Here is a 24,173-nt window from a genome sequence, read left to right on the forward strand (position 1 = left end):
CAGCAGACCCGTGACGGGCGGCAGCGAGTGCAGCTGGACGTTCTCGCCGATCTTCGCGCCCAGCGCCTTCGCGTAGTAGGGCACCCAGGGCGCGCTGGCCAGGCTGATGGCGCCGGCGAGGTCCTGGATCTGTTCCGCGAGCCAGAGCCGGAGGTGCACCCGCCCGGACCGCGGATACGTGCCGGGCACGACGTTGCGGAGCAGGAGGCGCGCGGCGGCAACGGAGAGCAGCATCCGCCCGGCGGGGCTGACAAAGACCAGCCAGGAAGCGCCCACCCACCACCACGAGACCGTTGGCGCGGCGCTGAATCCGGCGAAGGCGGCCAGAAGATTGTTCGCGGCCATCAGGTAGGTCAGCCAGCGCATGCCGACGAGGATGTGCAAGGGAACGCCCAGGAGCGTCTGGAAGGCCTGGGACTTGCGCGCGGTGGGCCGGACGGTGCGCTCCTGGGCGGCGACCATTCCGCCCTCCGGCAGCGACTGCCGTGCCTCGTCCACCAGGGCGCCCACCCGGGGCGTCGCGTAGATATCGGCCACCGTGATGGTGGGGTAGCGGACGCGCAGGGCTGACACGAGCTGTGCAGCGGCCAGCGATCCGCCGCCGTAGGCGAAGAAATCGGCGTCGAGGCTGGTGACTGGGCTTCCCAGTACCGCGCTCCACTGCTCCACGATCCACTGCGCGTCATCGGGCAGGTTCAGCGGGGCGCCATCGGCCTCGACAGCTCCGGTTCCGCTCAGCGGCCAGGGCAAGGCGTGGCGGTCCACTTTGCCGCTGGTCTTGGTCGGCAGCGAATCGACGAGCGTCAGCAACGGGATGAGGGGCGCCGGCAGGCTCTCGCCCAGCAGTTCGCGCGCGGCCGCGAGGTCGATGTCCCGGCCCGAAACGGCGGCAAGGTAGCCGACCAGGATCTGGTTGCCGGCAGCGGTGGTCTGCACCGCCGCCGCGGCGCCGGCGACGTCCGGCAGCGACTGCAGGGCGGCGTCGATTTCGCCGAGCTCGATCCGGCGGCCGCCAAGCTTGACCTGTTCATCGGCGCGGCCCTGGAAAATGAGGCCCTCTGTTTCGTACTTCACGAGGTCGCCGGAGCGGTAGGCGCGCGGCCAGCCCAGGGACGGCATGGGGGCGTATTTTTCGGCGTCCTTGACCGGGTCAAGGTACCGGGCCAGCCCGACGCCGCCGATGATCAGTTCGCCCACCTCGCCTTCGGCGACGGGCAGCGAAGAGGCGTCGACGACGGCGAGGTCCCAGCCGTCCAGCGGCAGGCCGATCCGGACGGGGCCGGGCGCGCCGAGCCGCGCGGCACAGGCGACCACGGTGGCCTCGGTGGGCCCGTAGGTATTCCACACCTCGCGTCCTTCGACGGCGAGCCGCTCGGCAAGGTCCGGCGGACACGCTTCCCCGCCGAAGATGAGCAGCCGGACACTTTCCAGCGATTCCACGGGCCAGAGCGCGGCGAGCGTGGGGACGGTGGAGACCACAGTGATGCCGTGGCTGATCAGCCACGGGCCGAGGTCCATCCCGGTCCGGACCAGCGCCCGGGGTGCCGGAACAAGGCAGGCACCGTGGCGCCACGCGAGCCACATTTCCTCGCAGGAGGCATCGAAGGCAACGGACAGGCCGGCCAGCACCCGGTCCTGCGGGCCCACCGGATCGCCCTGCAGGAAGATGCGGGCCTCGGCGTCCACGAACGCGGCGGCCGAGCGGTGCTGGACCGCGACGCCTTTGGGTGTGCCGGTGGAGCCGGAGGTGAAGATGACCCACGCGTCGTCGTCGGGGCCTGGCGGCCTGGCATCGGGGAACGGCCGGGGGTGGTTGCTGTCCGTGACGATCTTCCCGCCGGCGCGGAGGATGGCGGCCACCCTGGCCTCGCCGAAGACCAGTTTGGCCCGCTCATCCGGATCGTCGGCGTCCACCGGGACGTAGGCCGCACCGACCAGCATTACCGCCAGGATCGAGACGTAGAGTTCGTTGGTGCCCGACGGTATCCGGACGCCGATCTTGTCTCCGGCGCCCAGCCCGGCGAGGTGCAGTTTCCGCGCGGTTGCCCGGACTTCGCCCATAAGCTGGGCGTAACTGAGCGAGCGGTGCCCGTCGTCGAGGGCGGAAGCGTCCGGGAACCGGGCGGCGGTATCGCGGAGGATGTCGATGAGCGTCCGCTCCGCCGGGGCGGAGCGTGCGCCCGGCAGCTGCGGCTCGTAGACGGTGGCGCTGGCAGCCGGAAGACTCTGCACCGTACCGGCGTCGGGGGCTTCACTCGGGGTCAGTCGTTGCTCGGTCACTGGCGCATTGTCCCTGCAGGAGATGAACGGATGGTGTTGCTGTGCGGCCTAGGAGACCGTACGGCTTAGGGGACCAGGATGACTTTGCCGGTGGTGCGGCGCTGTTCAAGGTCGTCGTGTGCACGCGCTGCCTCGGCGAGGGAGTAGCGGGCGCCGATCCTGACCTTGAGGCTGCCTTCGGCAGCGGCGGCAAAGACTTCGTCGGAGCGCCAGCGGCGTTCCCGGGCGTCGCGCAGGTAGTGGGCCATGGTCGGCCGCGTGAGGTAGAGCGAGCCGCCGGTGTTGAGCCGCTGCGGGTCGAACGGCGGGACCGGGCCGGAGGCTCCGCCGAAGAGCACCAGCATGCCCCGGATGCGCAGCGACGCCAGGGAGGCGTCGAAGGTGTCTTTTCCGACGCCGTCGTACACGACGTCCGCGCCGGTGCCGTTGGTCAGATCCCGGACGCGTCCCGCGAAACCTTCATAGCGCAGCACATGGTCGGCGCCGGCGTCGCGGGCCAGCTGCTCTTTCTCGTCCGTCGAAACGGTGGTGATGACACGGGCGCCCCTGGCCTTGAGCAGCTGGATCATTAGGAGTCCGACGCCGCCGGCGCCGGCGTGGAGCAGGACCGTGTGGCCGGACTCGACCTTGAAGGTGGAGTTGATCAGGTAGTGGGCGGTCACCCCCTGCAGCGGCAGGGCCGCGGCGGTGAAATCGTCCAGGCCGTCGGGAACCGGGAGGGCCTTGTCCTCGTCGACGAGTGCATAGCCGGCGTAGCAGTCAGCGCCCTCGGCCGTGGCCACCCGGTCGCCGGGAGCGAACCCGGTGACGGCATCGCCGACCTCCTCCACGGTGCCTGCGGCCTCGGAGCCGGGCGTGAAGGGGTAGCTGACCTTGTAGATGCCGCTGCGCTTGTAGGTGTCGATAAAGTTCACGCCCGCGGCGGCGACCTTGACGAGCAGCTGGCCGGGCCCGGGAACGGGACGAGCTGTTTTGTCGAGCTCCAGGACCTCGGGGCCCCCGGCCTGGCGGGCGACGATTGCGTGCATCATGTGGCTCCTTTTCCGGGCGGGAAAGTCTGTCCCGGTCCCTGGGTCCATCCTAGGGACACCGGCGGTAACCATGAAGGGGCGTTCCGTAACCGACCGTCACGTGATGCTTCACGTGCCAGCGTCCGGACGTGGCGGGTCCTGCGCGGACGCCGCCTGATGCGTCCCTTAGTAGCGGCGGGTGACCGTTGCCATCGGGCATTCGAAGTGCCGGCCCGCGGCGAGTCCGACATCGTTGAGGTAGCGGACGATGATGGCGTACGACTGCATCAGGGTGGTTTCCGTGTACGGGACCTGGTGCTTGGCGCAGTACTCGCGGACGATCTTGGCGGCCTTGTCCAGCTGGGGGCGGGCCATGTCCGGGAACAGGTGGTGTTCTGCCTGGCGGTTAAGGCCGCCGAGCAGGATGTCCATGAAGCGGCCGCCCGAGATATTCCGGGACGTCAGGACCTGGCGGCTGAAGAAGTCCACCCGGCTGTCCGCCGGCAGCACCGGCATGCCCTTGTGGTTCGGCGCGAACGACGCGCCCATGTAGAAGCCGAACACGGCCAGCTGGACGCCGATGAAGGCGAACGCCATGCCCAGCGGCAGGAAGGAGAACGCGAGAACGGGCAGCAGGCTGAGCCGGACGGCGAGGATCGGAATTTCAACCCAGCGGTGCGTGACCTTGGCGCGGCGGACGATGAATTTCACGGAGTCGATCTGGAGTCCCAGGCCCACCAGGAACAGGAGCGGGAAGAAGAACCAGCCCTGCTTGCGCGTCAGGAACGCGAGGCGCCCCTGGCGGTCGGCTACGGCTTCGGGGTGGAAGGCGATGGGGCCGGGCGCGATGTCCGGGTCCTTGGAAATGACGTTCGGGTGGTTGTGGTGCGCGCCGTGCTTCTGCTCCCACCAGGAGTAGCTGATCCCGGCCACGGACGTGGCGAGCAGCCGTGCTGCCCAGTCGTTGGCGCGGCGGGACGCGAAGATCTGCCGGTGCCCGGCCTCGTGGGCCAGGAAGCTCAGCTGCGTGCACAGGATGCCCAGGGCGGCGGCGATCAGGAGCTGGAACCAGCTGTCACCGATCAGCGCGAACCCGAACCATGTCGCGGCCATCAGGAGGGCAAGCACCGAAAACACGGTGACGTAGAAGCCGACTCGGCGTTCCAGGAGACCGGCAGCCTTCACGGTCTTGAGCAGTTCCGAATAGCTGAGAACGACGGCGTTGGGTTGACTCGCGATTTGGGGCGTACTGAATCTAGAGGAGGAGGAGTGAGCGTAGTGGTCATAGGGAGCCTGCCTCGTTGCTGTTTACGGGCAACGTTGCAGCTGACATTTGCAGCTGCACGGTCTGGATCACCCTTTACCAAGCATACGCCCCGGGGGTTCCCGGACACGGCCGCATCCATGCATAAATATCGGCATCTATGCATACTCTTGCTGTATAGTCGTGCTTATGACTATTTCTGTTGCCGTTTCCGGGGCGAGCGGTTATGCCGGCGGCGAGGTCCTGCGGCTCCTCGCCGGCCATCCCGACGTCACCATCGGCGCCATCACGGCCCACAGCAACGCCGGTTCCAGACTAGGGGAATTGCAGCCGCATCTCCATGGTCTGGCGGATCGGATCCTCGAGGACACCACCGTGGATAACCTGGCCGGGCACGACGTCGTGTTCCTGGCGCTTCCGCACGGAGCGTCCGCGGAGATCGCGGCGCAGCTGCCCGCCGGGACCCTGGTTATCGACGCCGGCGCGGACCACCGCCTCGAGGACCCGGCGGCCTGGGAGAAGTTCTACGGTTCCGCGCACGCCGGAACCTGGCCCTACGGTCTCCCGGAACTGCCCGGTCAGCGCGACGCCCTCCGCAGCGCCACCCGGATCGCCGTCCCCGGCTGCTACCCGACCTCGGCCCTGCTGGCCCTCATGCCCGGCTTCAGCAACCAGCTGCTGGAAGGCGACGACGTCGTGATCGTCTCCGCATCCGGCACCTCAGGGGCCGGCAAGGCCGCCAAGGTCAACCTGATCGGCGCCGAAGTCATGGGCTCCATGAGTCCCTACGGGGTAGGCGGGGGACACCGGCACACCCCGGAGATCGAGCAAGGACTCTCCAAGGCGCTTGGCGCTCCGGTCACCGTCTCCTTCACGCCCACCCTGGCGCCAATGAGCCGGGGGATCCTCACCACGGCGACAGCCAAGGTCCGGCAGCAGCCAGGACGCAGCGTCACTGCCGCGGAGCTGCGCGCGGCCTGGTCCGAGGCCTACGACGACGAACCGTTCGTCCACCTGCTCCCGGAGGGGCAGTGGCCCTCCACCAAGTCGGTCCAGGGCTCGAACCACACGGTCATGCAGCTGGCCTTCGATGAGCACACCGGCCGCGTGATCGTGTGCTGCGCCATCGACAACCTGACCAAGGGGACCGCCGGCGGGGCCGTGCAGTCCATGAATATCGCCCTCGGCCTGGCGGAATCCGCCGGCCTCAACCTCCAGGGAGTCGCACCGTGAGCATCACCGCACCGCAGGGATTCCGCGCCGCCGGCGTGACGGCAGGGCTCAAGGCTTCCGGCAAGCCGGACGTTGCCCTCGTGGTCAACGACGGTCCGTCCAAGGCCGCCGCGGCGGTCTTCACGTCCAACCGCGTCGCCGCGGCCCCCGTGCACTGGTCCCGCGAGGTGGTCAAGGACGGCCGCGTGGACGCCGTTTTCCTCAACTCCGGCGGAGCGAACGCCTGCACCGGGCCCCAGGGCTTCCAAAACACCCACACCACCGCGGAGAAGACCGCCGAAGCCCTCGGCGTCTCCGCCACCGACGTCGTCGTCTGCTCCACCGGACTGATCGGCGAACAGCTCCCCATGGAAAAAATCCTGGCCGGGATCGGTTCCGCCACCGCCGCTCTGGCCGCCGACGGCGGCCCCGCGGCAGCCACCGCGATCATGACCACGGACTCCGTCTCCAAGCAGGCCGTCTTCTCCGGCACCGACGCCGAAGGCACACCGTTCACCATTGGCGGCATGGCCAAGGGCGCCGGCATGCTGGCCCCGGGCCTGGCCACCATGCTGGTGGTCCTGACCACGGACGCCGACGTCCAGCCGGGCATGCTCGACGCGGAACTCCGCAACGCCACCCGGGTCACCTTCGACCGCGCGGACTCCGACGGCTGCATGTCCACCAACGACACCGTGGTGCTGCTGGCGTCCGGGGCCTCCGGCGCCGTGCCGTCCGCCGTCGACTTCCGCACGGGCCTGACCCAGGTCTGCGCCGAGCTGGCCCGCAAGCTGATCGGCGACGCCGAGGGTGCCAGCCACGACATCGCGATCCGGACCTTCAACGCCGCGAGCGAGGGGGACGCCGAAATCGTCAGCCGCGCTGTCGCCCGCTCCAACCTGTTCAAGACGGCGATTTTCGGCAAGGACCCCAACTGGGGCCGCGTGCTGTCCGCCGTCGGTACCACCGACGCGGCGTTCGATCCGGACCAGCTGAACGTGTCCATGAACGGCGTGCAGATCTGCCGCAACGGCAGCATCGGCGATGACCGGAACCTGGTGGATCTCGAACCGCGTGAGGTCCTGGTCGAAATCGACCTGCAGGCCGGCGGGGCCGAGGCCACGATCCTCACGAACGACCTCACCCACGACTACGTCCACGAAAACAGCGCCTACTCCAGCTAATCCGCCTGGAAGGACGAGCAGTAAGGACGAACAGCATGAACACCCAGACCCGCGAGACGACATCCCAGTCCGACGCCCGGGACAAAGCCGCCACGTTGATCGAGGCGTTGCCTTGGATCCAGCGCTTTGCCGGCAGCACCATGGTGATCAAGTACGGCGGCAACGCCATGGTCAACGACGAGCTCCGCCGCGCCTTCGCCGAAGACGTCGTGTTCCTGCACCACGTCGGCATCCACCCCGTGGTGGTTCACGGCGGCGGCCCGCAGATCAACGCCATGCTCAGCCGGCTCGGGATCGAATCCGAATTCAAGGGCGGGCTCCGCGTCACCACACCCGAGGCCATGGACGTGGTCCGGATGGTCCTCACCGGCCAGGTGGGACGCGAACTCGTGGGCCTGATCAACTCCCACGGCCCGTACGCCGTCGGCATGTCCGGCGAGGACGGCGGACTGCTCCGCGCCGTCCGCACCGGCACCGTGGTGGACGGCGAGGAGGTGGACCTGGGCCTCGTCGGGGAAGTGGTGGGCGTCAACCCGGAAGGGATCGTGGACATCCTCGCGGCCGGCCGGATCCCGGTAGTCTCCACCGTTGCCCCGGAGATCTCCGCAGACGGATCCACCACCGGGCAGGTACTTAATGTCAACGCGGACACGGCGGCGGCGGCGGTCGCCTCGGCCCTGGGGGCATCCAAGCTGGTCATCCTGACCGATGTCGAAGGCCTCTACGCCAACTGGCCGGACAGGTCATCGCTCATCTCGTCGCTGACGGCTTCGGAGCTGCGAGAGATGCTGCCGCGCCTTGAGTCCGGCATGATCCCGAAGATGGCGGCCTGCCTGAAAGCGATTGACGACGGCGTCGAGCGCGCCCACATCGTGGACGGCCGCCTGCCGCACTCGATGCTCCTGGAAACATTCACGACCGCCGGCATCGGCACCCAGGTCGTCCCCGACGAGGAAAGCAAATGAACCAGATCGAAACTGCACCTTCCACGGATCTCGAACACTCTCCGGTAGCCGACCTGGTCCACTCGCGCGCCACCGGCGCGCAGTGGCTCTCCCGCTACTCCTCCTCCCTGCTGGGCGTCTTCGGCACCCCGCAGCGGGTCCTGGTCCGCGGCGCCGGCTGCCTCGTGTGGGACGCCGACGGCAAGGAGTACCTGGACCTGCTCGGCGGCATCGCCGTGAACGCCCTCGGCCACGCCCACCCGTTCGTCACCTCGGTGATCTCCAGCCAGCTGGCCACCCTGGGCCATGTCTCCAACTTCTTCACGAGCCCCACCCAGATCGCCCTGGCGGAGAAGCTGCTGGAACTGTCCAAGGCACCTGCCGGGTCCAAAGTGTTCTTCGCCAACTCCGGTACCGAGGCCGTTGAGGCGGCCTTCAAGCTGGCGCGCCGGAACACAGGCCCGGACGAGACGCCGCGCACCAAGATCATCGCGCTCGAAGGCGCCTTCCACGGGCGCACCATGGGCGCCCTCGCGCTGACGGCGAAGGAAGCTTACCGGGCGCCGTTCGCGCCGCTGCCAGGCGGCGTCGTGCATGTCCCGTTCGGTGACATCGATGCCCTCCGCGCCGCCGTGGACGACACCACCGCCGCCGTCTTCCTCGAACCGATCCAGGGCGAGGCCGGCGTCCGGCCGCTGCCCGCCGGCTACCTGTTGGCCGCCCGCGAGGCCACCAGCGCCGCCGGCGCCCTGCTGATCCTCGACGAGGTCCAGACCGGCATCGGCCGCACCGGCAAGTGGCTGGCCAGTGAGGACGCCGGGATCGTGCCCGACGCCGTGACCCTCGCCAAGGGCCTGGGCGGCGGCTTCCCGGTCGGCGCGCTCGTGACGTTCGGACCGGAAACGTCCGAGCTGCTGACCGCCGGCCAGCACGGCACCACCTTTGGCGGCAACCCGGTGGCCACTGCGGCCGCCCTCGCCACGCTGCACGTCCTCGAAAACCAGGACATCCTGGCCCACGTCCGGGGCGTGGGGGAGCACCTGCGCGCCGGCCTCGCCGGAATCGCCGGCGTCACCGAGGTCCGCGGGGAGGGGCTGCTGATCGGCTTCGACCTCGACGCCGACGTCGCCCCGGGCGTCGTCACCGCCGGGCTTGACGCCGGTTTCATCGTCAACAGCCCGGGCCCGCGCACCATCCGGCTGGCACCGCCGCTGATCCTGACCACCGAACAGGCCGACCGCTTCCTGGCGGCACTGCCCGCGTTGCTCGAGACCGCAAAGTCCACTGCCGAAAAGTCCGCCGAACAGCCCGCCACTTCAAGTAACAACGCCGCAAAGGACGCCAAGTGACCGCCGTCGTGACCGCATCAGTGCCCACCCGCCACTTCCTCAAGGACACGGACCTCACCCCGGCCGAACAGGCCGAGGTCCTCGAGCTCGCCGTCCGGATGAAGGCCGCGCCCTACAGTGTGCAGCCCTTCGCCGCGGCAGGCAGCGGCCGCCAGACCGTGGCCGTCATCTTCGACAAGACCTCCACCCGGACCAGGGTCTCCTTCGCCACCGGCATCGCGGACATGGGCGGCAACGCGCTCATCATCAACCCCGGCGAGGCGCAGATCGGGCACAAGGAATCGGTCGAGGACACCGCCAAGGTGCTCGAACGCATGGTGTCCACCATCGTGTGGCGCACCGGCGCGCATGCCGGGCTTGTCGCCATGGCCGCGAACTCCCGCGTTCCGGTCATCAACGCCCTGTGCGATGACTACCACCCGTGCCAGCTGCTGGCCGACCTCTTGACCGTCAAGGAGCACAAGGGCTCGCTCAAGGGCCTGACCATGGCGTACCTGGGCGACTCGGCCAACAACATGGCCAACTCCTACCTGCTGGCCGGCGTCACGGCCGGCATGAACGTCCGCATCGCGGGACCGGCAGGGTACCTGCCGTCTCCGGAGATCATCGCCGCCGCCGAGGACCGTGCCGCGGAGACCGGCGGCTCCGTGCTGGTGACGGTCGACGCCGTGGAGGCCCTCCTGGGCGCCGACGTCGTCGCCACCGACACGTGGGTGTCCATGGGCCAGGAGGCGGAGAAGGAAGCGCGGATGAAACTGTTCCGCGACTACTCCGTGGACGCCGACGCGATGAAGCTCGCGGCGCCGGACGCCGTCGTGCTGCACTGCCTGCCGGCCTACCGGGGCTACGAGATCGCCGCGGACGTCATTGACGGCCCGCAGTCGGTGGTCTGGGACGAGGCTGAAAACCGGCTCCATGCCCAGAAGGCGCTGATGGCCTGGCTCATGCACCGCTCCGGCCTGGCTGTTGTTGACGGGCTCGCGCCAGTTGATGGGCTGGCACCGGTGGACGGCTTGGCCTGATGTCCGTCCAGCCAGCCTCTCCGGGGGCCAGCCCGGCCACCAAGACAGCCCGGCAGGCGCGGATCACAGCGATTCTGACGGGCGAGTCGGTCCGTTCCCAGGCTGAGCTCGCGGCGCTGCTCGCGGACGACGGCGTCCAGGTCACCCAGGCCACGCTCTCCCGCGACCTCGTGGAACTCGGCGCCGTCCGGGTCCGCGGCAAGGACGGCGTGCTGGTCTACGCCGTCCCGGGGGAGGGCGGCGAACGGGCGGCCAAGAGCGGCGTCACGCAGGAAATCCTCGACGCCCGGCTGACCCGGTTGTGCGGGGAACTGCTCGTCACCGCCGAGGCCTCGGCCAACCTCGTGGTGCTCCGGACCCCGCCGGGCGCCGCAAACTTCCTTGCCCTCGCCATCGACCACTCCGTGATGCCCTCGATCCTGGGCACCATCGCTGGGGACGACACCGTCCTGCTTGTCACCCGGGACCCCCTGGGCGGCGCGGACATCGCCGCACGCTTCCTGCAGTTCGCCGAGGAAGCCGGCCAATAAGCCGCGCAACGCCCCGGGCACAACCGGGCTTGTGACAGGCTTGCAGCAGAGAGATTTTTCCCACACTTACAGCATCACCAAACAACTAAGGAGCATTTCCGTGACTGAGCGTATTGTTCTGGCCTACTCCGGTGGCCTGGATACTTCCGTAGCCATCGGCTGGATCGGTGAAGCCACCGGCGCCGAGGTCATCGCCGTGGCGGTCGACGTCGGACAGGGCGGCGAATCGCTGGAGACCATCCGCCAGCGCGCGCTGGGCTGCGGCGCCGTCGAAGCCTACGTCGCCGACGCCAGCGACGAGTTCGCCAACGAGTACTGCGTGCCCACGCTGAAGGCCAACGCCCTCTACCAGGGCCACTACCCGCTGGTCTCGGCCATCTCCCGCCCGGTGATCGTCAAGCACCTGGTCAAGGCCGCCCGCGAATTCGGCGCCACCACCGTCGCCCACGGCTGCACCGGCAAGGGCAACGACCAGGTCCGCTTCGAAGTCGGCATCCAGACCCTCGGCCCGGACCTGAAGTGCATCGCACCGGTCCGTGACCTCGCCCTGACCCGCGACAAGGCCATCGCGTTCGCCGAGGAAAAGGGACTGCCGATCGAGACCACCAAGAAGAACCCGTACTCGATCGACCAGAACGTCTGGGGCCGCGCCGTTGAAACCGGCTACCTCGAAGACATCTGGAACGCCCCCACCAAGGACATCTACGACTACACCGCCACCCCGGAATTCCCGCCGGCGCCGGATGAGGTCACTATCTCCTTCGAGGCCGGCGTGCCGGTCGCGATCGACGGCGTCAAGGTCACCCCGCTGCAGGCCATCAAGGAACTCAACCGGCGCGCCGGCGCCCAGGGCGTCGGCCGCATCGACGTCGTCGAGGACCGCCTCGTGGGCATCAAGTCCCGCGAGATCTACGAGGCCCCCGGTGCCATGGCGCTCATCACCGCGCACAAGCACCTCGAGGACATCACGATCGAGCGCGAGCAGGCCCGCTTCAAGGCGACCGTCGGCCAGCGCTGGGCCGAGCTGGTCTACGACGGCCAGTGGTTCTCCCCGCTCAAGCGCTCCCTCGACGCCTTCATCGAGGACACCCAGCGCTACGTCACCGGCGACATCCGCATGGTGCTCCACGGCGGCCAGGCGATCGTCAACGGACGCCGCTCCGAGACCTCGCTCTACGACTTCGACCTCGCCACGTACGACACCGGCGACACGTTCGACCAGTCGATGGCGCGCGGCTTCATCGAGCTGTGGGGCATGTCCGCCAAGGTTGCCTCCGGCCGCGACATCCGCGTCGCAGGTCAGTAATGGCGTCCGCCACCAATGAAGGCGCGCTGTGGGGCGGCCGGTTCGCCGGCGGCCCCGCGGACGCCCTCGCCGCGCTGAGCAAGTCCACGCACTTCGACTGGCGGCTGGCCCGCTACGACATCGCCGGGTCCAAGGCGCACGCCCGCGTGCTGCACAAGGCCGGGCTGCTGGATGACGCCGAACTTGAGGGCATGCTTGCCGCACTGACCCGGCTGGATGAGGACGTCGCCTCCGGCGCCTACCTGCCGGCGGAGTCGGATGAGGACGTGCACGGTTCACTCGAGCGCGGCCTGATCGAGCGCGCCGGCACCCAGCTCGGCGGCAAGCTCCGCGCCGGCCGGTCCCGCAACGACCAGGTGGCCACGCTGGGCCGGATGTTCCTGCGCGACCACGCCCGGATTATCGCCCGCGGCGTGCTCTCAACGATCGACGCACTGGTGGACCAGGCCAAGGCGCACCAGGGGGTGGCCATGCCCGGCCGCACCCACCTGCAGCACGCCCAGCCGGTCCTGCTCAGCCACCACCTGCTCGCTCACGCCTGGGCGTTGCTGCGTGACGTGCAGCGGCTCCAGGACTGGGACAAGCGCGCCGGCGTTTCGCCCTACGGTTCAGGTGCCCTGGCGGGCTCCTCGCTGGGCCTGGACCCGGAGGCCGTCGCAGCCGACCTGGGCTTTTTCTCGGCGACGCACAACTCGATCGACGGCACCGCCTCCCGCGACGTCTTCGCCGAGTTCGCCTGGATCACGGCCATGATCGGCGTGGACCTGTCCCGGGTCTCGGAGGAAGTGATCCTGTGGGCCACGAAGGAGTTCTCCTTCGTCACCCTGCACGATTCCTACTCCACCGGCTCCTCGATCATGCCGCAGAAGAAGAACCCGGACGTGGCGGAACTGGCACGCGGAAAAGCCGGCCGGCTGATCGGCAACCTGACCGGGCTGCTGGCCACCCTGAAGGGGCTGCCGCTCGCGTACAACCGCGACCTGCAGGAGGACAAGGAGCCGGTCTTCGACGCCGCCGATACGCTGGAGGTCCTGCTCCCGGCAGTGTCCGGCATGATCGCGACGCTGAAGTTCAACACCGAACGGATGGAAGCGCTGGCACCGCAGGGCTTCGCGCTGGCGACGGACATCGCCGAATGGCTGGTCCGCCAGGGCGTTCCGTTCCGCGAGGCGCACGAGCTCTCAGGCGCCGCGGTGAAGCAGGCCGAAAGCCGCGGCGTCGAGCTCTGGGACCTGACGGACGAGGAATACGCCGCCATCTCGGAGCACCTGACGCCAGAGGTCCGCACGGTCCTGTCCACTGAGGGTTCGCTCAACAGCCGGAACTCCCAAGGCGGCACCGCACCGGCCGCCGTCGAACGCCAGCTGCTGGCCCTCGACGGCGAGCTCGCCGGCGTGCGGACGTACGCGGGGTAGCACCGGTCTCTACGCGCGGGGGCCCTCTGCGGATGGGGCCCTCGCGGCGGTTAAGGTAGGCACATGAGCGAACCGTTCCGCCAAATGCTGCGTGCCCTGCCCGATTTCCCGGAGCGCCTCCCGGACTTTGACCCGGACTCCGCGCCCGCGGACCCGGCAGAGCTGTTCCGGCTGTGGCTGGACGAAGCGCTGGCGGCCGGGGTGCCGCAGCCCAACGCGTGCAGCCTGGCCACCGCCGATGGGCAGGGCCGGCCGTCGTCGCGGATGCTGATCCTGAAGGACATCGACGCCGACGGCTGGCACTTCGCGACCTCCCGGGAATCCCGCAAGGGCCAGGAGCTCGCGGCCAACCCGCACGCGGCGCTGAACTTCTTCTGGCAGCAGCAGGGCCGCCAGGTGCGGGTGGCCGGGGACGTCGTGGAGCTGTCCGCCGAGGCCTCGGCCGCGGACTGGCAGGCCCGGCCGGGCGCCGACGGCAGCGAAAATGAAAACACAGACTGGCAGCTCTACGCCATCCGGCCCCGCGAAATCGAATTCTGGCAGGCCCGGCACGACCGCCGGCACATCCGGCACCGCTACGCGCCCCGCTGACCGGGTTCCACTCAGTTAATCCGACTTAATTGGGTGGCTCGGTTTAGGATGGGCGCCATGACCTCAATCACACCAGAGAACCTTCGGGCAGATCTGCACCGTGCCGCCGACGTCGTGGCCGGAATCGCAGCGAAACTGACGGAACAGGACATCAAAGCGCCGTCGGAATTGCCCGGCTGGAGCCGCGGGCACGTGCTGGCCCACATCTGCGGGATTGCCAACGCGATGGGCCGCCAGCTCGAATACGCCGCCCGCGGCGAGGGCGTGGAGCTTTACGACGGCGGCTTCGAGGGGCGGAACCGCGCCATCGGGATGGCGGCCGGCCACAGCCTCGCTCAGCACCGGGCCGACCTCGACTCAGCGTTGGGCAGGGCCCTGCGCGCCTTCGACTCCCTCGATGCGGCCGGCTGGCGCGAGCCCATCACCTACCGCGGGGGAGTCGTGTTCGACGGCGGCCTGGCGCTATGGCGCGAACTCATCATCCATGCGGCCGATCTCGGCACCGGCCACGGACCGGAAACCTGGAGCCGCCCCTTCTGCGGGCACCTCTTCGATTTCCTCTCAGCCCGGGTGCCCGAGGGCCAGCGCTTTGTGCTGCAGCCGCTCGGCCTGCCCGCGGTGGCCATCGGGAGCGGCGGAACCTCGACGGTGATCAACGGCATGCTCACGGACATCGCCGCGTGGCTCGCCGGCCGCACACCCACCCTCGGCAGCCTGCGCGCTACCGCCGCGGCCGACGGCGTTGACCTTCCGGAACTGTTGCCCTGGCCCGCCGGAGTGCCCGTCAACAACTAAAGTCCCTGGTCCATGGCCGGCCATCCCCCGCCCGGCGCGGTGCCCGGGTCCGTGCAGCCTTAGGCCTAGGGCCGTGCCGTTGCGAGGGCGAGTTCGCGTTCCCGGTCCAACAGGCTGCCCTTGACGGCCAGCCCCCAGCGGAATCCGCCCAGGGTCCCGTCGGTGCGGATGACGCGGTGGCAGGGAACAAACAGGGCCGCCGCGTTGAAAGCGCAGGCACTGGCCGCCGCCCGGACGGCCTTGGCGTTGCCGGAGAGCTCCGCATACTCCGTGTAGGTCACCAGGCGCCCCGGGGCGACCGTGCGCAGCACATCCCAGGCGTGGCTGCGGAAAGGTCCGGACTTCTGCAGCACCGGCACGGCCATGGCCGGTTCCGGATCGCCGGAGTAGAACGCCTCCACGGCCGCAGAGATGGAGCCCAGGCCGGCAACGGTCTCGAATTCGCCAGGCAGCAGGTCCGCGTGGATCTGCCCGGTCAGCTCACCGGGAACGGCGGTCCAGCCCGAAGACAGGACGGCGCCGTCGCGGGCAATGATGGTGAAAGGACCGTCCGGGGTGGACATGGTCAACAGCTGGGCTTTCATGGTTTCGCTTTCTTCGGAGTCTGCTTTTGAGCTGGAGACGGCGCGCGCGCTGCGGCCTGGGCAGCCGCTGCTGCGCGCCAAAGGTGCATGGTGGCGTAGGACCGCCATGGGCTGACCTCACGGAAATCAGTGGTCAGGGCGCCGTCGGGGTTCTGGGCGAGTGAGCGGATGCCGTTGCGGACGGCGGCATCGTTGGCCAGGAACACATCCGGCGCGCCGATAACCCGCATCGCGACGTATCCCACGGTCCACGGCCCGACGCCGGCCAGCGGCAGGAGTTTGGCCTCCAGCCCGTGCACGTCATCGCCGTAGCCGAAGTCCAGGTCGCCCGAAGCCATCGCCGCGGCGGCGCCCCGGACGGAATCGATCCGCCGCTGCGGGCCGCGGAGCAGTTCGAAGCCGGTCTCCGCAATCTGGGCGGCCGTCGGGAACAGCCGGTGGAGACCGTCGTCGGGCACCAGGCTCGCGCTCCCGGCCACGGACAGCTGGACCAGGGCGGTCCGCGCGGCGGCCACTGTGATCTGCTGGCCGATCATGGCCCGGATCAGCAGCTCCTGCGGATCCACGGCGCCGGGCATCCGCATGCCGGGTGTGCGCGCCACCGTGGCGGCCAGGCGGGGATCGGCGGCGAGGGCGGCATCGATGGCGACGGGATCGGCGTCCAGGTCCAGCAGGCGGCGGACCCTGCTCAGCAGGGCGGCCAGGTCCCGGAGATCGACGGCGCCGATGGTCAGCACGAGCGGACGCCCGGCCGCGCCGGCATCGTAATCCACCCGGAAGCGGGCATCGCCGTGCGTCAGCTTCAGGGTCCGGGCGTAGGAACTGGAAGTACCTTCCTCGATCCCGGGGATGGCACGGACGGCGAGGAAGTCGAAGACGCCGGGGTCGAACGGTTCGCGGTACGGAAGATTGAGCGTGAGCGCGGTGGTCGCTGCGGGGGAGCGGTGATGCCGCGCAGTAGCCCGCAGCGCGGAGGGCGTCATCGCAAAGACCTCGCCGATGGTCTCGTTGAACTGGCGCACGCTGCTGAACCCGGCGGCGAAGGCGATATCCGAGACTTTCATGCCGGTGGAGACCAGCAGGGTGCGGGCGGTCTGGGCGCGGCTCGCCCGCGCCAGGGACAGCGGACCGGCGCCGAGCTCGTGGCTTAGGATCCGGTTGAGCTGGCGCGAGGAGTAGCCGAGCCGGGCCGCCAGCCCCTCGACGCCGTCGCGGTTGATCACGCCGTCATTGATGAGCCGCATGGCCCGGCCGGCGATATCGGAGCGCACGTTCCAGGCCGGAGTGCCGGGCACGGCCTCGGGTAGGCAGCGTTTGCAGGCCCGGTAGCCGGCGTCGTGCGCGGCAGCGGACGTTTCATAGAACGTGACGTTGTCCGCCTTGGGCGTCCGCGCTGGGCACGAGGGCCGGCAGTAGATGCCGGTGGTCCGGACAGCGGTATAGAACTGCCCGTCGAAACGGGTGTCCCGGGCGTCGATTGCCCGGTAGCGCTGCCAGAAGTCCATGACCCCATCCTGCCAGCTTCGCTGGACACCTGCTAGCGGAATTCGGACACGGCCGTGTGGTCCTCCGGCGGCGTTTGTTAAAGTCTGAGCATGACGTCGAGCCCGCCTCCTGCCCGGCCCGGCACGGGTACAGGTACCCAGCCCGGCACGGTGACAGGCGCGGCCGCGCCGCTCCGGGAGCTGCTCTCGGCCGATGCACGGCACGTGGCGCCGCTGATCCTCGGCGCCGTGTTGACGCACGACGGGGCCGAGGGCTCCGTCTCGGTGCGGATTACCGAGGTGGAGGCGTACCTCGGCCCGCATGATTCCCACCATCCTGACCCCGGGTCCCACACCTTCCGCGGCCAAACGGCCCGCAACGCGCCGATGTTCGGCCCGGCCGGCCACCTCTACGTGTATTTCACCTACGGGATGCACCATTGCGCCAATATCGTGTGCGGGCCCGAGGGCGTTGCGTCGGCGCTGCTGCTGCGGGCCGGCGAGGTGGTTGCGGGGCACGAACTGGCCAGGGCCAGGCGCCCGACGTCGAAATCGGACATCGACCTCGCCAGCGGGCCTGCCCGGCTGGCCACCGCACTGGGGCTGACGACGGCGGACAGCGGGCGCGACGCCCTCGCGCCGCCGTTCCGGCTGGAACCGCCCGCGCACCCGCCGGAAGGGGTCGCTTCAGGCATCAGCTCCGGTCCGCGCGTTGGCGTCTCCGGCGCGGGCGGCAGCCACGACTACCCCTGGCGGTTCTGGCTCAGCGGCGACCCGACCGTCTCCCGCTACAAGGCGGCAAAGGCGCCAAAGGCGGCAACCACCCGCGGCGCGTAACGCGGCAGGCACTMGGCAGGCACCCGGCAGGCACCCTGCAATCAGCCTGATGCCGCGCCCACGTTGGGGGATGATGGAGCATTATGGGCGAGGGGAAACGCGGAAAACCGGGCAACGAGCTGGAACGGCTCCAGATCTTTGCGCAGCTGGCCACCGAGTACTTCCGCATGGTGGAACTGTTCACCCCTGACGGCGAGCAGATCGCGGTGGACCCCGTCGAGGCAGAGCGCAGGCACTGGGTGGAGCTCTTCCGTGCAGCCCTGCTGCGTAAATTCATCGTTCCGGAAGAACACGTTTCGCTCAAACTCGTAGTCAGGGCCCTGCGCCTGTGCAACTACTCGGCGGACCCCCGGATAACCGAGGGCACGGCAGAAGCGGCCGGCTTGTTCACGAACGGGATGATCCGGGACCGCCAGGCGCTGATGGCCGAAATCGCCCTGGATGACCATGACCTGTTCGAGGACGTCCTCTACGGTCGGCTCCTGCATGGTGACGCCGACAGGTTCCGCCGGTCCGGGTGGGCTGAGGACTACAGCCGGCTGAGCAGCGTGGCGGCCGGCCGGTTCGACGCCGAGCGCGCGCTCAGAACAGCGCTGGGCGTCGTCTCCTACGGGCTTGCCAACGAACTCCTGCGCCCGCCGGAACCGGGCGGCGACACCGGGCCCCCAACGGCAGAAGCGTAGGAATTTCTAGGAGGCGGCGAAACTGCTGAGCCCGTAGTCTGCGCTAACGGCGAAGGGGGCGAGGCGCCGCCGAAGCTCTTCCCGCACTGGCGGCCACTCCTGCGAGAGGATCGAAAAGACGGCGGTATCCGCGCGTCCTCCGCCCGGGGCCGCCCGGTGGCCGCGGAGGATCCCCTCGAATTGGGCGCCGAGCCGCTCAATCGCCGTCGCGCTCCGGGTGTTGCGGGCGTCGCAGCGGAAGGCCACCCGGTGGACTTCCAGTACCTCATAGGCGTAGGCGAGGAGCATATGCTTGCTCGCCGGATTGACGTGGCTGCCCCAGAACTGCCGCCCGTAAAAAGTTCCGCCGATTTCAAGGCGTTGCTGGGCCGGGACGTAGTCGCGGAGGGACGTCGTGCCCAGCAGGGCGCCGGTGCGCCCGTCCGTCACGGCGAACGGGATGGTGGCGGGATCCTCCAGCCGAGACTGGAACAGTGCTGCCAGTTCGCCGCCCGTCCCCGGCATGGGCGCCGCCATGCCTGCCCACATGCCGGGATCCACGAAATCAAAGAGGCCTGCCGCGTGATGCGGAGCCAGCGGAACCAGGCGGACCCCATGGCCGGAGAGGACGATTTCGTGTCGCATTCGAGCATTCAATCACCGCCGGGGTGGACGGGACCGGCGTTTCCGGCGCCGCCCGCGTGAACATTGGATGACTGATGGGTTGCCGCGTGGCCGCCGGCCCCGGGCCAGCCGGCGCCGGCGGCCACGGCCCGGTGTTCGCCGACGCCACTGCCTTCGGGGCCGTCGTCGATGCCCTGGTGGGACCATTCCAGGGCCAGTTCGACGCCGTCGCCGGAGTGGAAGCCCGCGGCTTCCTGCTCGCGGCGGCCGCAGCGTACGCCACTGGGACCGGAGTCATCACGGTCCGCAAGGCCGGCAAGCTGCCGCGCGAAGTGTTTTCCGAGGACTACGCCCTGGAGTACGGCACCGCCACCCTTGAGCTGCACACCACGGACCTGGCGCCCGGGAGCCGGGTGCTGATCCTCGACGACGTGCTCGCCACCGGCGGTACGCTCGGCGCCGCGGCGCGGCTGTTCGAGCGGTGCGGGATCCACGTCGCCGGCGTCGGCGTGGTCATGGAACTCGACGAACTTGCCGGCCGCACGGCCCTCACCGGCCACAACGTCCGCTCCCTGCTGCGGATCTAACGGGGACTGCGGGGCTGGACCATCCGGGTCGTGTCGGTAGAATTCCCTGACGAAGACTGCCTTGGCATTGTTTCGGCGACATGCAACAGCCGTGTCCGCCGAAATGGCTGTAGAATGGTGGGTCCGTCTTTTTCGATAGGGGAACGTTCGATGCACGACGCTGATTTGGCCCATGAACGCGACTATGTGGCCGGACTTTACGCCCGGCTCGATGAGTTGCGGGTGGAGAAGCGCACCCAGCTGGCCCAGGTGCGCCGTGCCGGTGCCGTGGGCACCATGCAGAACGTTTCCGAACGCGATGCCTTCGCGGCCCTCTACGAGGACCGCCTCGCCCAGCTCGACGCCGTCGATGACCGGCTCGTATTCGGCCGCCTGGACCTGGATTCCGGGGAGGCCCAGTACATCGGCCGCATCGGCCTGACCACCGAGGATCTGCAGCGGCTCATGGTGGACTGGCGGGCGCCCGAGGCCGGCCACTTCTACCAGGCCACGGCGTTCGACCGGCAGGGTGTCCGCCGCCGCCGTCACCTGATCCTGCAGGGCCGCGAGGTCAAGGCAATCGAGGACGACGTGCTCGACGCCGACATGCTTGCCGACAGCGATTCGCTCCAGGGTGAAGGCGCCCTGCTGGCGGCCCTGAACTCCAAGCGGACGGGCCGGATGTCAGACATCGTCGGCACCATCCAGTCCGAGCAGGACCGGATCATCCGTTCCTCCATCTCCGGCGCACTCGTGGTCCAGGGCGGTCCGGGCACGGGCAAGACCGCTGTCGCCCTGCACCGCGCCGCGTACCTGCTCTACACGCACCGGGACAGGCTCAAGAGCGCTGGCGTCCTGCTGGTGGGGCCGACGTCGTCCTTCATGAACTACATCGAACGCGTGCTGCCCTCGCTCGGCGAGACCGGTGTCGTGATGGCGAGCCTGGGCCGGCTCATGCCGGGCATCGCCGCCGTTGCCGAGCCGGACTCCGCCGTAGCCGCCATCAAGGGCCGGCTGGACATGGCCGACGTGGTCGCCAACGCCGTGGCCAACCGGCAGCGCATTCCGGCCGGAAACCGGATCCTTGAGGTCGACGGCCGCAAGCTGGTCCTCACGCCGCGGCAAGTCCGCCGCGCCAAGGAGAGGGCGCGCGCCACGGGCAAACCGCACAACGAGGCCCGCGTGTCCTTCGTCAAGATCCTGCTCCGCGAACTCACCGAGCAGATGACGGAACTTGTGGAGGCCGGCAACATCGGCAACAACGCCGACCGCTCCTATCTGGCGGAGGACGTCCGGTCCGCCCGGGATGTCCGGATCGCCCTGAACCTGTGCTGGATGCCGATGACCCCGGAGAAGCTCGTGGGGGAGCTGCTGAGCAAGCCGGCCGTCCTCGAGGCATGCACCCCCAACCTCACCCCGGAAGAACGCGCGCTGCTGCTCCGTCCTGCCGGTTCGCCGTGGACCGAGTCCGACGTTCCGCTGCTCGACGAGGCCGCCGAATTGCTCGGCGAGCTTGATGCCGCCGCCGGACGGGGACTGGCGCAGCAGGAACAGGACCGTGCCCGCGACCTTGCCAATGCCAAGCAGACCCTGGTCAACATGGAAACCGCCGGCGTGGACGTCCTCGTCACAGCTGAAGACCTGGTGGACCAGAACCAGGAGCGCGAGACGCGGCTGACCGCTGCAGAGCGTGCCACCACGGACCGCAGCTGGGCCTTTGGGCACATCGTGGTGGACGAAGCCCAGGAGTTGTCACCCATGCAGTGGCGGCTGCTGGTCCGCCGCTGCCCGCTGAAGTCGTTCACGATCGTGGGCGACATCGCCCAGACAAGTTCCGTTGCCGGGGCCAACTCCTGGCACAGCGCATTGGGCCCCATGTTCGGCGACCGCTGGCAGCTCGAGGAACTGACCGTCAACTACCGCACGCCGTCCCAGATCGCCGAGGCCGCTGCACGCATGGCTACCGCGGCCGGACTGGTGGTTTCGGCGCCCAAGGCTGTCAGGGAAGGCCGCTGGTCCCCGGTCATCGACAGTGTCGGCAGGGGCCAGATCGTCAACAAGCTTGTCGAGGTGCTTCCGGAGGAGCTGGACGCCATCGAGGGCGGACTGCTGGCGGTCATCGCCGACGGCGAGCTGCTGCCCGAGGCCAGCGCGGCGCTGCGGGCCGTGTACGGCCACCGTGTCGGGACCGGAGCGGGCAGTTACGCCCAGGACATCGTGGTGATCAGTCCCCGCGAGGCAAAGGGACTGGAATTTGACGGCGTCGTGGTCCTGGAACCGACAGACATGCTCAACCACGAGCACGGCCGGGTGGGCGACCTGTATGTGGCCATGACCCGGCCAACCCAGCGCCTGCGGCTCATCGCCGCCGCCGGAATCCCGGCAGGCATCGAGGAGTAGGCCGGCAACCGGGCAGCAATGGCTGTCCGGTTGCCGGATGCACGGCGTCAACTGCGATGCGGGTGACGTTGATCCTGCTAACTTAGATTGCGTGTCCCAGCTAAATATTCTCGATGCCCAGCAGAACGACCCCAGCTTTGCCAATATCTGGCAGGAGCTGAAATGGCGCGGCCTTGTCCACGTCTCCACGGATGAGGCGGAGCTCGAAAAGCTCCTCGCCGGCGAGCCCGCGACGTATTACTGCGGCTTCGATCCGACCGCGCCGAGCCTGCACCTGGGCAACCTGGTCCAGCTCCTGCTCATGCGCCGGATCCAGCTGGCCGGCCACAAGCCGCTCGGACTGGTGGGCGGTTCCACAGGACTGATCGGTGATCCGCGTCCGACGGCGGAACGCACCCTCAACACCAAGGACACTGTGTCCGAATGGGTGGGCTACCTGCAGGCCCAGGTCCGCCGCTTCCTGAGCTTCGAGGGCGACAACGCCGCCCAAATGGTCAACAACCTGGACTGGACGGCGCCCCTGAGCGCCATCGACTTCCTGCGCGAGATCGGCAAGCACTACCGTGTCGGCACCATGCTCCGCAAGGACGCCGTCGCGTCCCGCCTCAGCTCCGAGGAAGGCATCAGCTACACGGAGTTCAGCTACCAGATCCTGCAGGGCATGGACTACCTGCAGCTGTTCCGCGACTACGGTTGCATGCTGCAGACCGGCGGCTCGGATCAGTGGGGCAACCTCACCAGTGGCACCGAGCTCATCCGGAAGGTTGAGGGCAAGCACGTCCACGCCCTGGGAACGCCGCTCATCACCAACTCTGACGGCACCAAGTTCGGCAAGAGCGAGGGCAACGCCATCTGGCTGGATCCGGCCATGTGCAGCCCGTACGCCTTCTACCAGTTCTGGCTGAACACCGCGGACGCCGACGTCGCGGACCGCCTCAAAGTGTTCACCTTCCTCAGCCGGGCAGAGATTGAGGCACTGGAACTCGCGGTCGCTGAACGGCCGTTCGCTCGCGAAGGCCAGCGGAAACTGGCGTACGAGGTGACCTCGCTGGTCCATGGCGTGGAGGCCACGGAGAAGGTCATTGCGGCATCGGCCGCGGTGTTCGGCAACGGCGATCTTTCTGTGCTGGATGAAGCGACATTGAAGGCGGCCACCTCCGAGCTGCCGTCCGCCACTGTCGACGCCGGCGCCCTGGGCATCATCGAGCTGCTGGTCGCCTCCGGTCTGTCAGAGAGCAAGTCCGCCGCGCGCCGCACCGTGGGGGAAGGCGGGGCCTACGTCAACAATGCGAAGATATCCGACCCCGACGCCGTTATTGCGGCCAGCCAGTTGCTGCACGGGCGCTACCTGCTCCTGCGCCGGGGCAAAAAGAACCTGGCAACGGTGGAAGTCTCCGCGTCCTGACCAGCTTCGAAAACGCACCCTGCACGCTCCYCCCCGGCCGATTTGCACGGCCGGGGGGGAGCGTGTATTGTTTTCTGAGTCGCCGCCGTTGAGTGGTGACAAACCCCCACAAATGAGAAGCAATTCTYCATGCGCTAGGCGCACACAATGGAAATTGCTTCAATTCTGCTGGGCGGATTCGCTCCATAAAGTGAAATTCGGATGAAAATCGCGGATTTGCAAAGTGGAAATGAATGAAATAAGCTGTAAACATCGCAGCGAAGAAAAACGAAATAAAAAATTCATTGAAATGAATTGTTTCGGCAAGTATTCGAATGTGTCTGTTGTTTGAGAACTCAATAGTGTGCCAAGTTTGTTGATACCAATTTATTGTATATGGATTGGTTGAATGTGCCGGGCCCGCCACCCCGTGGTGTGGTCTGGTGTTTTTGGCTGGTTTCAAATTTTGTGCAGCCATTTTCTCCCGTTTTCCCGGGGGTGGTGGTTGTGTCTGTTTTACTTCAACGGAGAGTTTGATCCTGGCTCAGGATGAACGCTGGCGGCGTGCTTAACACATGCAAGTCGAACGATGACCCGGTGCTTGCACCGGTGATTAGTGGCGAACGGGTGAGTAACACGTGAGTAACCTGCCCTTAACTCTGGGATAAGCCTGGGAAACTGGGTCTAATACCGGATATGACTCCTCATCGCATGGTGGGGGGTGGAAAGC

General features: G+C 68.3%; 21 protein-coding genes and 1 rRNA gene. 16 read left to right on the top strand and 6 right to left on the bottom strand.

Features of this window, described 5'->3' with window-relative positions; genetic code table 11:
• The 3 genes from AC1DR1_RS20765 to AC1DR1_RS20775 form a co-directional block, all read right to left on the bottom strand.
• A partial coding sequence (locus tag AC1DR1_RS20765) for a non-ribosomal peptide synthetase (protein WP_476993228.1) occupies window positions 1-2,232 on the bottom strand: 2,232 nt, incomplete at its 3' end.
• Window positions 2,233-2,345: 113 nt separating this feature from the next.
• On the bottom strand, window positions 2,346-3,311 hold the full coding sequence (locus tag AC1DR1_RS20770) for a quinone oxidoreductase family protein (protein ID WP_229993934.1): 966 nt from the start codon (window positions 3,309-3,311) through the stop codon (window positions 2,346-2,348).
• A 165-nt stretch (window positions 3,312-3,476) separates the two neighbouring features.
• Window positions 3,477-4,475, bottom strand: coding sequence for a fatty acid desaturase family protein (locus tag AC1DR1_RS20775; protein ID WP_476993225.1), 999 nt, complete (start codon window positions 4,473-4,475; stop codon window positions 3,477-3,479).
• 268 nt (window positions 4,476-4,743) lie between these two features.
• Between AC1DR1_RS20775 and argC the strand changes: the two genes are divergently transcribed.
• The 10 genes from argC (at window position 4,744) to AC1DR1_RS20825 (ending at window position 14,902) form a co-directional block, all read left to right on the top strand.
• Complete coding sequence (argC, locus tag AC1DR1_RS20780; protein WP_364747488.1) at window positions 4,744-5,787, top strand: N-acetyl-gamma-glutamyl-phosphate reductase; 1,044 nt, start codon at window positions 4,744-4,746, stop codon at window positions 5,785-5,787.
• The gene (gene argJ, locus AC1DR1_RS20785; protein WP_229993931.1) at window positions 5,784-6,950 is read left to right on the top strand and encodes a bifunctional glutamate N-acetyltransferase/amino-acid acetyltransferase ArgJ; all 1,167 of its coding nucleotides are present in this window, start codon (window positions 5,784-5,786) and stop codon (window positions 6,948-6,950) included. The genes argC and argJ overlap by 4 nt, the downstream gene beginning before the upstream one ends.
• A gap of 35 nt (window positions 6,951-6,985) precedes the next feature.
• Entirely contained in the window at window positions 6,986-7,915 is a 930-nt protein-coding gene (argB, locus tag AC1DR1_RS20790; RefSeq protein ID WP_229993930.1) for an acetylglutamate kinase, read from the top strand.
• The gene (locus tag AC1DR1_RS20795; RefSeq protein WP_364747491.1) at window positions 7,912-9,243 is read left to right on the top strand and encodes an acetylornithine transaminase; all 1,332 of its coding nucleotides are present in this window, start codon (window positions 7,912-7,914) and stop codon (window positions 9,241-9,243) included. Before argB ends, AC1DR1_RS20795 begins: the two co-directional genes overlap by 4 nt.
• Window positions 9,240-10,265 (top strand): ornithine carbamoyltransferase, encoded by a 1,026-nt coding sequence (gene argF / locus AC1DR1_RS20800; RefSeq protein ID WP_414645535.1) that lies wholly within the window; start codon window positions 9,240-9,242, stop codon window positions 10,263-10,265. The genes AC1DR1_RS20795 and argF overlap by 4 nt, the downstream gene beginning before the upstream one ends.
• Entirely contained in the window at window positions 10,265-10,795 is a 531-nt protein-coding gene (locus tag AC1DR1_RS20805; protein WP_079551248.1) for an arginine repressor, read from the top strand. The genes argF and AC1DR1_RS20805 overlap by 1 nt, the downstream gene beginning before the upstream one ends.
• Window positions 10,796-10,895: 100 nt before the next feature.
• A complete protein-coding gene (locus AC1DR1_RS20810; protein WP_229993928.1) occupies window positions 10,896-12,101 on the top strand; it encodes an argininosuccinate synthase in 1,206 nt (401 codons plus the stop codon).
• On the top strand, window positions 12,101-13,516 hold the full coding sequence (gene argH / locus AC1DR1_RS20815; RefSeq protein ID WP_364747493.1) for an argininosuccinate lyase: 1,416 nt from the start codon (window positions 12,101-12,103) through the stop codon (window positions 13,514-13,516). The genes AC1DR1_RS20810 and argH overlap by 1 nt, the downstream gene beginning before the upstream one ends.
• A gap of 63 nt (window positions 13,517-13,579) precedes the next feature.
• Window positions 13,580-14,107, top strand: coding sequence for a pyridoxine/pyridoxamine 5'-phosphate oxidase (locus tag AC1DR1_RS20820; RefSeq protein ID WP_229993926.1), 528 nt, complete (start codon window positions 13,580-13,582; stop codon window positions 14,105-14,107).
• Between the two features lie 57 nt (window positions 14,108-14,164).
• Window positions 14,165-14,902, top strand: a complete 738-nt coding sequence (locus AC1DR1_RS20825) for a maleylpyruvate isomerase family mycothiol-dependent enzyme (protein WP_229993925.1) — start codon at window positions 14,165-14,167, stop codon at window positions 14,900-14,902.
• A 65-nt stretch (window positions 14,903-14,967) separates the two neighbouring features.
• On the opposite strand, the gene AC1DR1_RS20830 is transcribed toward AC1DR1_RS20825, so the two are convergent.
• Window positions 14,968-15,486, bottom strand: coding sequence for a methylated-DNA--[protein]-cysteine S-methyltransferase (locus AC1DR1_RS20830; protein ID WP_229993924.1), 519 nt, complete (start codon window positions 15,484-15,486; stop codon window positions 14,968-14,970).
• On the bottom strand, window positions 15,483-16,991 hold the full coding sequence (locus AC1DR1_RS20835) for an AlkA N-terminal domain-containing protein (protein WP_229993923.1): 1,509 nt from the start codon (window positions 16,989-16,991) through the stop codon (window positions 15,483-15,485). Before AC1DR1_RS20835 ends, AC1DR1_RS20830 begins: the two co-directional genes overlap by 4 nt.
• Before the next feature lie 90 nt (window positions 16,992-17,081).
• Here AC1DR1_RS20835 and AC1DR1_RS20840 point away from each other — a divergent pair, with 90 nt between their 5' ends.
• Both AC1DR1_RS20840 and AC1DR1_RS20845 read left to right on the top strand, forming a co-directional pair.
• The gene (locus AC1DR1_RS20840) at window positions 17,082-17,807 is read left to right on the top strand and encodes a DNA-3-methyladenine glycosylase (RefSeq protein WP_229993922.1); all 726 of its coding nucleotides are present in this window, start codon (window positions 17,082-17,084) and stop codon (window positions 17,805-17,807) included.
• 83 nt (window positions 17,808-17,890) lie between these two features.
• Entirely contained in the window at window positions 17,891-18,490 is a 600-nt protein-coding gene (locus AC1DR1_RS20845) for a hypothetical protein (RefSeq protein WP_476993226.1), read from the top strand.
• 6 nt (window positions 18,491-18,496) lie between these two features.
• Here the strand turns inward: AC1DR1_RS20845 and AC1DR1_RS20850 are convergent, their stop codons facing one another.
• Window positions 18,497-19,114 carry a GNAT family N-acetyltransferase gene (locus AC1DR1_RS20850; protein ID WP_229993920.1) on the bottom strand — a complete coding sequence of 206 codons (618 nt, stop codon included), beginning with the start codon at window positions 19,112-19,114 and terminating at the stop codon, window positions 18,497-18,499.
• 86 nt (window positions 19,115-19,200) lie between these two features.
• On the opposite strand from AC1DR1_RS20850, the gene AC1DR1_RS20855 reads away from it, so the two are divergent.
• The 4 genes from AC1DR1_RS20855 to AC1DR1_RS20870 form a co-directional block, all read left to right on the top strand.
• Window positions 19,201-19,680, top strand: coding sequence for an adenine phosphoribosyltransferase (locus AC1DR1_RS20855; protein WP_476993227.1), 480 nt, complete (start codon window positions 19,201-19,203; stop codon window positions 19,678-19,680).
• Window positions 19,681-19,830: 150 nt separating this feature from the next.
• Window positions 19,831-22,059 (top strand): HelD family protein, encoded by a 2,229-nt coding sequence (locus AC1DR1_RS20860; protein WP_229993918.1) that lies wholly within the window; start codon window positions 19,831-19,833, stop codon window positions 22,057-22,059.
• Window positions 22,060-22,150: 91 nt separating this feature from the next.
• Window positions 22,151-23,464: a tyrosine--tRNA ligase gene (gene tyrS, locus AC1DR1_RS20865; protein ID WP_229993917.1), complete on the top strand. Its 1,314-nt coding sequence runs from the start codon at window positions 22,151-22,153 to the stop codon at window positions 23,462-23,464.
• A 500-nt stretch (window positions 23,465-23,964) separates the two neighbouring features.
• Window positions 23,965-24,173: ribosomal RNA gene (locus tag AC1DR1_RS20870) — 16S ribosomal RNA — on the top strand; the annotation flags it as partial.

The organism is Arthrobacter sp. P4_F10 (genome assembly GCF_056401435.1).

Excerpts from the sequence above, each read along its gene's own strand:
- AC1DR1_RS20770 (WP_229993934.1), bottom strand. The coding sequence starts at position 3,311 with ATGATGCACGCAATCGTCGCCCGCCAGGCCGGGGGCCCCGAGGTCCTG.
- argC (WP_364747488.1), top strand. The coding sequence starts at position 4,744 with ATGACTATTTCTGTTGCCGTTTCCGGGGCGAGCGGTTATGCCGGCGGC.
- argB (WP_229993930.1), top strand. The coding sequence starts at position 6,986 with ATGAACACCCAGACCCGCGAGACGACATCCCAGTCCGACGCCCGGGAC.
- AC1DR1_RS20795 (WP_364747491.1), top strand. The coding sequence starts at position 7,912 with ATGAACCAGATCGAAACTGCACCTTCCACGGATCTCGAACACTCTCCG.
- AC1DR1_RS20805 (WP_079551248.1), top strand. The coding sequence starts at position 10,265 with ATGTCCGTCCAGCCAGCCTCTCCGGGGGCCAGCCCGGCCACCAAGACA.
- argH (WP_364747493.1), top strand. The coding sequence starts at position 12,101 with ATGGCGTCCGCCACCAATGAAGGCGCGCTGTGGGGCGGCCGGTTCGCC.
- AC1DR1_RS20820 (WP_229993926.1), top strand. The coding sequence starts at position 13,580 with ATGAGCGAACCGTTCCGCCAAATGCTGCGTGCCCTGCCCGATTTCCCG.
- AC1DR1_RS20825 (WP_229993925.1), top strand. The coding sequence starts at position 14,165 with ATGACCTCAATCACACCAGAGAACCTTCGGGCAGATCTGCACCGTGCC.
- AC1DR1_RS20830 (WP_229993924.1), bottom strand. The coding sequence starts at position 15,486 with ATGAAAGCCCAGCTGTTGACCATGTCCACCCCGGACGGTCCTTTCACC.
- AC1DR1_RS20835 (WP_229993923.1), bottom strand. The coding sequence starts at position 16,991 with ATGGACTTCTGGCAGCGCTACCGGGCAATCGACGCCCGGGACACCCGT.
- AC1DR1_RS20840 (WP_229993922.1), top strand. The coding sequence starts at position 17,082 with ATGACGTCGAGCCCGCCTCCTGCCCGGCCCGGCACGGGTACAGGTACC.
- AC1DR1_RS20845 (WP_476993226.1), top strand. The coding sequence starts at position 17,891 with ATGGGCGAGGGGAAACGCGGAAAACCGGGCAACGAGCTGGAACGGCTC.
- AC1DR1_RS20850 (WP_229993920.1), bottom strand. The coding sequence starts at position 19,114 with ATGCGACACGAAATCGTCCTCTCCGGCCATGGGGTCCGCCTGGTTCCG.
- AC1DR1_RS20860 (WP_229993918.1), top strand. The coding sequence starts at position 19,831 with ATGCACGACGCTGATTTGGCCCATGAACGCGACTATGTGGCCGGACTT.